Source organism: Mycobacterium sp., assembly GCF_035314665.1.
GTDB lineage: Bacteria > Actinomycetota > Actinomycetes > Mycobacteriales > Mycobacteriaceae > Mycobacterium.
Genome location: NZ_DATFZD010000265.1, coordinates 1 through 5,265 on the forward strand (window position 1 = coordinate 1; position 5,265 = coordinate 5,265).

The following is a 5,265-nucleotide window of genomic DNA, read 5'->3' on the forward strand; positions in this document are numbered from 1 at the left end:
CAATGACGAAGCACCGCCCAGCGCTAGTCGTCAGCAAGACCTCCTGCACTGCTGATGTGTCGATGCCGGGGAACTGAATCTGATCATTCAATTGACCCGGATCGATTGCGGCGATCTGGGAAGCCGTGGTGCCGTCCTTCAGCCGAACGTCGGCGGTCACCTGCTCGCCGTTAACTGCATTGGACGATTCGCGGAAGTAGTAGACATTAATCCCAGAGCCTGACGTGTCGGCAGCCCAACCATCACGGTAGTAGCAGGCTGGGTTGCCCTCAGCGTCCGGGGGCGGCGGGGTGCAGATCGGCAAGCCGACGCAGGATGCGGTCGTGCTGGGAGCGGCAGTCGCGTTGGGCGCTGCTGTGGCGTTGGGGGCGGCACGCGTCGTAGTAACGGCTGGCTGTGGGGTTGTTGAGCTTGCTGTGGCGGCTTGCGGCCGCGATGGTGAGGACGACGAACACGCAGCCAGACCGAAGACGGCAGCGAAAATTACCCACGCTTTCGCATTTGCCACGCGGACCCTTTCGGTGACGTCAACAGATCGGTTTACACGGTATGGCGGGGACGGGCTGTCACTCAACCAGGAGCGGCACCCGGCCTCAAGCGCCTCGGCGATCTCGAAGTCGGTCGTCACCGATTGCTCGCTCACCGCGGCGTAGCCGGTGGTGACACGCTCCGCATGTTCGCGCTAACCCAAAACCTCGCCTGAAACCTCGCTTCGTATTTGACAATGCGTCAATAGGATTAGGCCGGGCATTGCCCGTCAAACGGTGGAATTTTCCGCTGTGTCAAGAGGATTGGGGATATCGGCACCTGAAACCTACTTTCAATCGAGCGCAGATAAGCGCACAATGGTGGCGGCGGATTTCTCAACGAATTTTCACTCCTGAGACTCGGGACAGTCGTCGTTATGAGCGCTAGCCCCTTGAGCCAGGACCTGAACGGGTTCGCCATCAAGTTCTGACCGCGATCGTTGGAGTGCCGCCGGCCGGTCTTCGATCGCATCGCCCCGGCCGGCAGTCCGGGTCGGCTGGCGGCAGTGACCCCCCTCGACCGGTGGAAGGGAAACGTATGCAACGGCTCAGCGGGCTGGATGCCAGCTTCTTGTATTTGGAAACGCCCTCACAGCCGTTGCACGTCTGCGCGATCTTGGAGTTGGACGCCGCGACAGTGCCCGGCGGGTACAGCTTCGCTCGGCTGCGCGACGAGTTGGGCGTGCGGATCAAGTCGATCCCGGAGTTTCGGCAGAGGTTGGCCGACAGCCGGCTGAATCTGGACCATCCGGTGTGGGTGGAGGACCACAGTTTCGATCTGGACCGGCATCTGCACCGCATCGGGCTGCCGGCGCCCGGCGGGCGCGTCGAGCTGTCGGAGACCTGTGGGCGCATCGCCTCCCTGCCCCTTGATCGCGGCCAGCCCCTGTGGGAGATGTGGGTGATCGAGGGGATCGCTGGCACCGACGCCCGGGCGGGTGGGCGGCTGGCGGTGATGACCAAGGTGCATCACGCCAGCGTGGACGGGGTGGGCGGTGCGAACCTGCTGTCGCAGCTGTGCGGCACCGAACCGGACACGCCGGCGCCGAAGGCGGTGGACGGGCCGGGCGACAGCAACTCGGTGGGAATGGCGGTGCGGGGCCTGGCGAAGTTCGCGGCCCGGCCACTGCAGCTGGCCACCGTGGTGCCGTTGACGGCGTCAACGATCGTCGACACCGTGCGCCGGGGGCGCCGCGGGCGGGCCATGGCGGCGCCGTTCCGGGCGCCGCGCACCCCGTTCAACGACTCCATCACCCGCCGGCGCAACATCGCCTACGCCCGCCTGGAGTTCGACGACGTCAAGACGATCAAGAACAGGTTCAATGTCACGGTCAACGATGTGGTGATGGCACTGTGCGCCGGGGTGCTGCGCAAGTTCTTGCTCGATCGCGGTCAGCTGCCCGACACCTCGCTGGTGGCCACGGTGCCGGTGTCGGTGCATCAAAAGTCCGACCGGCCAGGCCGCAACCAGTTGACGGCGTTGTTCTCCCGCCTGCAGACTCAGATCGCCGACCCGGCCGACCGGCTGCGCGCCATCGCGCACGCCAATGGGGTGGCCAAGGAGCACAGCGCGGCGATCGGGGCGACGCTGTTGCTGGACTGGGCGCAGTTTGCCGGGCGGGCGCTGTTGGCTCCGGCGGTGGGACTCTTCGCCAGTGCGGTGCTGACTCGCCGACCGGTGCACAACCTGGTCATCTCCAACGTGCCGGGACCGCAGGTGCCGTTGTACTTTCTGGGCTGCCAGGTCAAGGCGATGTATCCGCTTGGACCGATCTTCCACGGCACCGGCCTCAACATCACGGTGATGTCGCTGACCGGCAAGCTTGACGTCGGGATCAACTCATGCTGGGAACTGGTGCCCGACGTGTGGGACCTGGCCGACGACTTCGAGGTCGCCCTGCAGGAATTGCTCACCGCCGCCGCGTGATCCGCCCGAGGACCAGCTCGATGGATTAGCTGGCCACTCTTGACGACGTCAAGACCCGAGAACGCAACTGCAGGTAACGGGAGGTACTGAGCCGGAACGAGACGGAACGAACCGGCAGCTCAGAAGGCAAAAGCCCTGGTAGAGCTGCGGGTTCGATTCCCGGCAGCTCCACCCAGACAAGCAGGAGCTCACTAGTTCGCGGCTTTCATGTGGTTGAGTACCCGCCATTACCACCCTTCGGGTATTCCTATAAAGTAGTATTCCTTCAAGGTAGTATCAAGGTATGATCGACCTCGCCGCGATACGCCGAGCAACGGGTCTGACGCAGATTCAGCTGGCTGCCAACCTCGGTGTCGGACAGGCGCAGATCAGCAAGGTCGAGCGCCAGGACGACATGCTGATTAGCACTCTGGCGTCCTACCTCACGGCGGTGGGGGCGACTGCCTCGCTCGTCATTGAGCTGGGTCAACAGAAGGTGACGTACGACCTCACCGGCGGGAAGGGGAAGCGATGACGACCCAGGCCGAGATCAGTCAGGGGAATCACCGCCGTGCCGTCCGGTTCTTCTGGGGCCTGCTGATCGGCGCGACCACGGTCAGCCTTCTCGGCAACATCACTCATGCGGTGCTGCGCTACGTCCCACAGGTCGTCATCCAGGTCGGTGCCGCCGCCGTACCTCCCATGGCCCTTCTCGCCGCCGTGCACGGCATCGCCCTGGCCGTCCGTGCGGGGGCATCCGGCAGGGTTTACTGCTGCGCGGTCAGCGCTGTTGCTGCCATCGGCGTAGGCGCGTTCGCCGTCAGTTTTCTCGCGCTGCGCGACCTGATGCAAGCCGTCGGATACAACTCAGAGATTGCTTGTATCTTCCCCGCCATCATCGACACGGCGGTGGCCGTCAGCACGCTGATGCTGGTTGCGCTCGGGGACCAACCGGTACGCCGAGCCCGCACCGGGACCACGTCCTCCAATACACAACCCCCAGCGCTGCAGCGGTTGACGCAAACGCTAACGCGGCGTGCAAATGGTGATGTCGCACCCGCAATGACCAGCGCCCGGGCCCGGCCGGTACAAGCCAAGCGGGTACCGAGGTCTGCATCGGTACAACCCGGCCCGGCACCGACAGTGCAGCCCTCAGTACGAACTGACCCGAAGCAGGTCAATGCAGAAATTGCAAGGGTCGATTCAGACCTTGCGTCGGAGCTGATTGCATCCAGGGTGACCACACAACCCGTCGAGACTGTGGTCGCGGTGCTGGCAGCACACCGTAATGGTGCGTCGATAAACGCTGCCGCCAAGGCATCAGGGATTAACTTCAGGACGGCACAGCGAATCGTGCAGGCTGCCGGCGAGCGCCGACAGCGGCAGCTCGTGGCGGTCGGCTGACGGTCTACGGAACCTTGGCCGTCAATAGACCGAAGACCTCCCGAGAACATGGCAATCGCCAGTGAACGGCTGCCTCGCGCCGCCGCAAGGGCGCACGGCTGAAGAGCACATTGGGCATCTGTACTACCCGTGTTGGCTACTCGTCTCGGGAATACTCTGCGGCAACCAAAGCATCAGCAGAGAGGAATCCCAGCGATGGTCACGACACCTGCCGAAGCGGCGCAGTACCTCAAGGATGCCGGAGGCTTGAAGCTTGTCGTTTTCGGAGCGGATGGGCACGAGGTCGCGGCGATGTTCGTGCAAGGATCGGTGACATACGACGAGGAAGAAGCCACCTTCATTGCGGTCGCTGAGGACGGCCACACGGTTGGGGAACTGTTCGTGGACGAGACGGTCGGTTACGACGAGAACACAGACGCGTTTGTCATCCGTAGAGCGCAATAGCAACCCGCCCTGGCCAATGGATGTTGTGCCCCTGCACCGACCTAACTGGCGAATTGTTCGAGAAACGTCGAATCGGAACTCACCTTGAAGCTGGCGACTTCTCCGCCTCTGAGTTCACGGGCAGACGCTGGCCAGCAGAAGACCCCCGTCGGGGGCAAACGTGTGCTCAGAGGCCCCCCGCCGGGGGCATGGTCCAGATGACGGTTGAAAGCTACGAAATCCTCTGATTCCAAAGCCAGTCATCGGTTCCACGCCGCCATTCCACCAGTCCAGTAGCCGACAGGTAGATGCTCGAACCCGGTTGGCGCGACGTCGCAGAACGAATTCACTCCTGGCTAACCAGCCAAGGAATCTAGCTAGGACACGGAACTCCTAGACCCACATTCTCGACCAGCGGTGGGCTGCGGACCGTATCGTCGCAGCGGTGGGGCGCGAAGCGGTTTCCGTTACTCACCGTCAATAACTGGGAATCGGCAGGAATCACCGCATCGATGCCGGACGGTACTGGAGCCAAATCTGTTGTTACACAGGGCAATTTCGGCCGGTTCGGCGGTCCACTCGGTGCTCGTCCCGCTGACCCGAACCTGGATATGTTGCCCGCCGGGGATTGTGATTGTCATGTGGCGATCGTGGCACTGGAGTCCGACAGCAAGGTTCCGGGAACCGGTTGGTTATCCCCGTATAGCTGAAGCGGCTTCACGAGATTGCCGTCGCCAAGCTCCGACTGGACGGCACGCCAACCCCACGCCCGCGGGTCGGCGCACTCGGCCACATTAGCTGCGGCGCCAGCCGGATGGGACCTTTGGCCGTGGCGGCCGCCGTGCGCCCCGACGAGAATCGCACCATGACGCAACGCGAGCTCGAAGACCTCTCGCCCGACGAATGCTTTCGCCTGCTCGCTACCGCACGCGTCGGGCGACTCGTGTACCAAGATGACCTCGGACCGCTCGCCGTGCCCGTCAACTACGCCATGGCCGGACACGA

At 63.5% G+C, this 5,265-nt stretch carries 5 protein-coding genes and 1 pseudogene; 5 read left to right on the forward strand and 1 reads right to left on the reverse strand.

Annotated features, from left to right (window positions below; all coding sequences use genetic code 11):
• Positions 1 to 304 (reverse strand): annotated as a pseudogene (locus tag VKI00_RS18890) (hypothetical protein); the annotation flags it as partial.
• Between the two features lie 761 nt (positions 305 to 1,065).
• Between VKI00_RS18890 and VKI00_RS18895 the strand changes: the two are divergent.
• The 5 genes from VKI00_RS18895 to VKI00_RS18915 form a co-directional block, all read left to right on the forward strand.
• A complete protein-coding gene (locus VKI00_RS18895) occupies positions 1,066 to 2,454 on the forward strand; it encodes a wax ester/triacylglycerol synthase family O-acyltransferase (protein WP_324440055.1) in 1,389 nt (462 codons plus the stop codon).
• A 283-nt stretch (positions 2,455 to 2,737) separates the two neighbouring features.
• Positions 2,738 to 2,968, forward strand: coding sequence for a helix-turn-helix transcriptional regulator (locus VKI00_RS18900; RefSeq protein ID WP_324440058.1), 231 nt, complete (start codon positions 2,738 to 2,740; stop codon positions 2,966 to 2,968).
• A complete protein-coding gene (locus VKI00_RS18905; RefSeq protein WP_324440060.1) occupies positions 2,965 to 3,837 on the forward strand; it encodes a DUF2637 domain-containing protein in 873 nt (290 codons plus the stop codon). The genes VKI00_RS18900 and VKI00_RS18905 overlap by 4 nt, the downstream gene beginning before the upstream one ends.
• Positions 3,838 to 4,032: 195 nt before the next feature.
• A complete protein-coding gene (locus VKI00_RS18910) occupies positions 4,033 to 4,281 on the forward strand; it encodes a hypothetical protein (protein ID WP_324440062.1) in 249 nt (82 codons plus the stop codon).
• 844 nt (positions 4,282 to 5,125) lie between these two features.
• A partial coding sequence (locus VKI00_RS18915) for a pyridoxamine 5'-phosphate oxidase family protein (protein WP_324440064.1) occupies positions 5,126 to 5,265 on the forward strand: 140 nt, incomplete at its 3' end.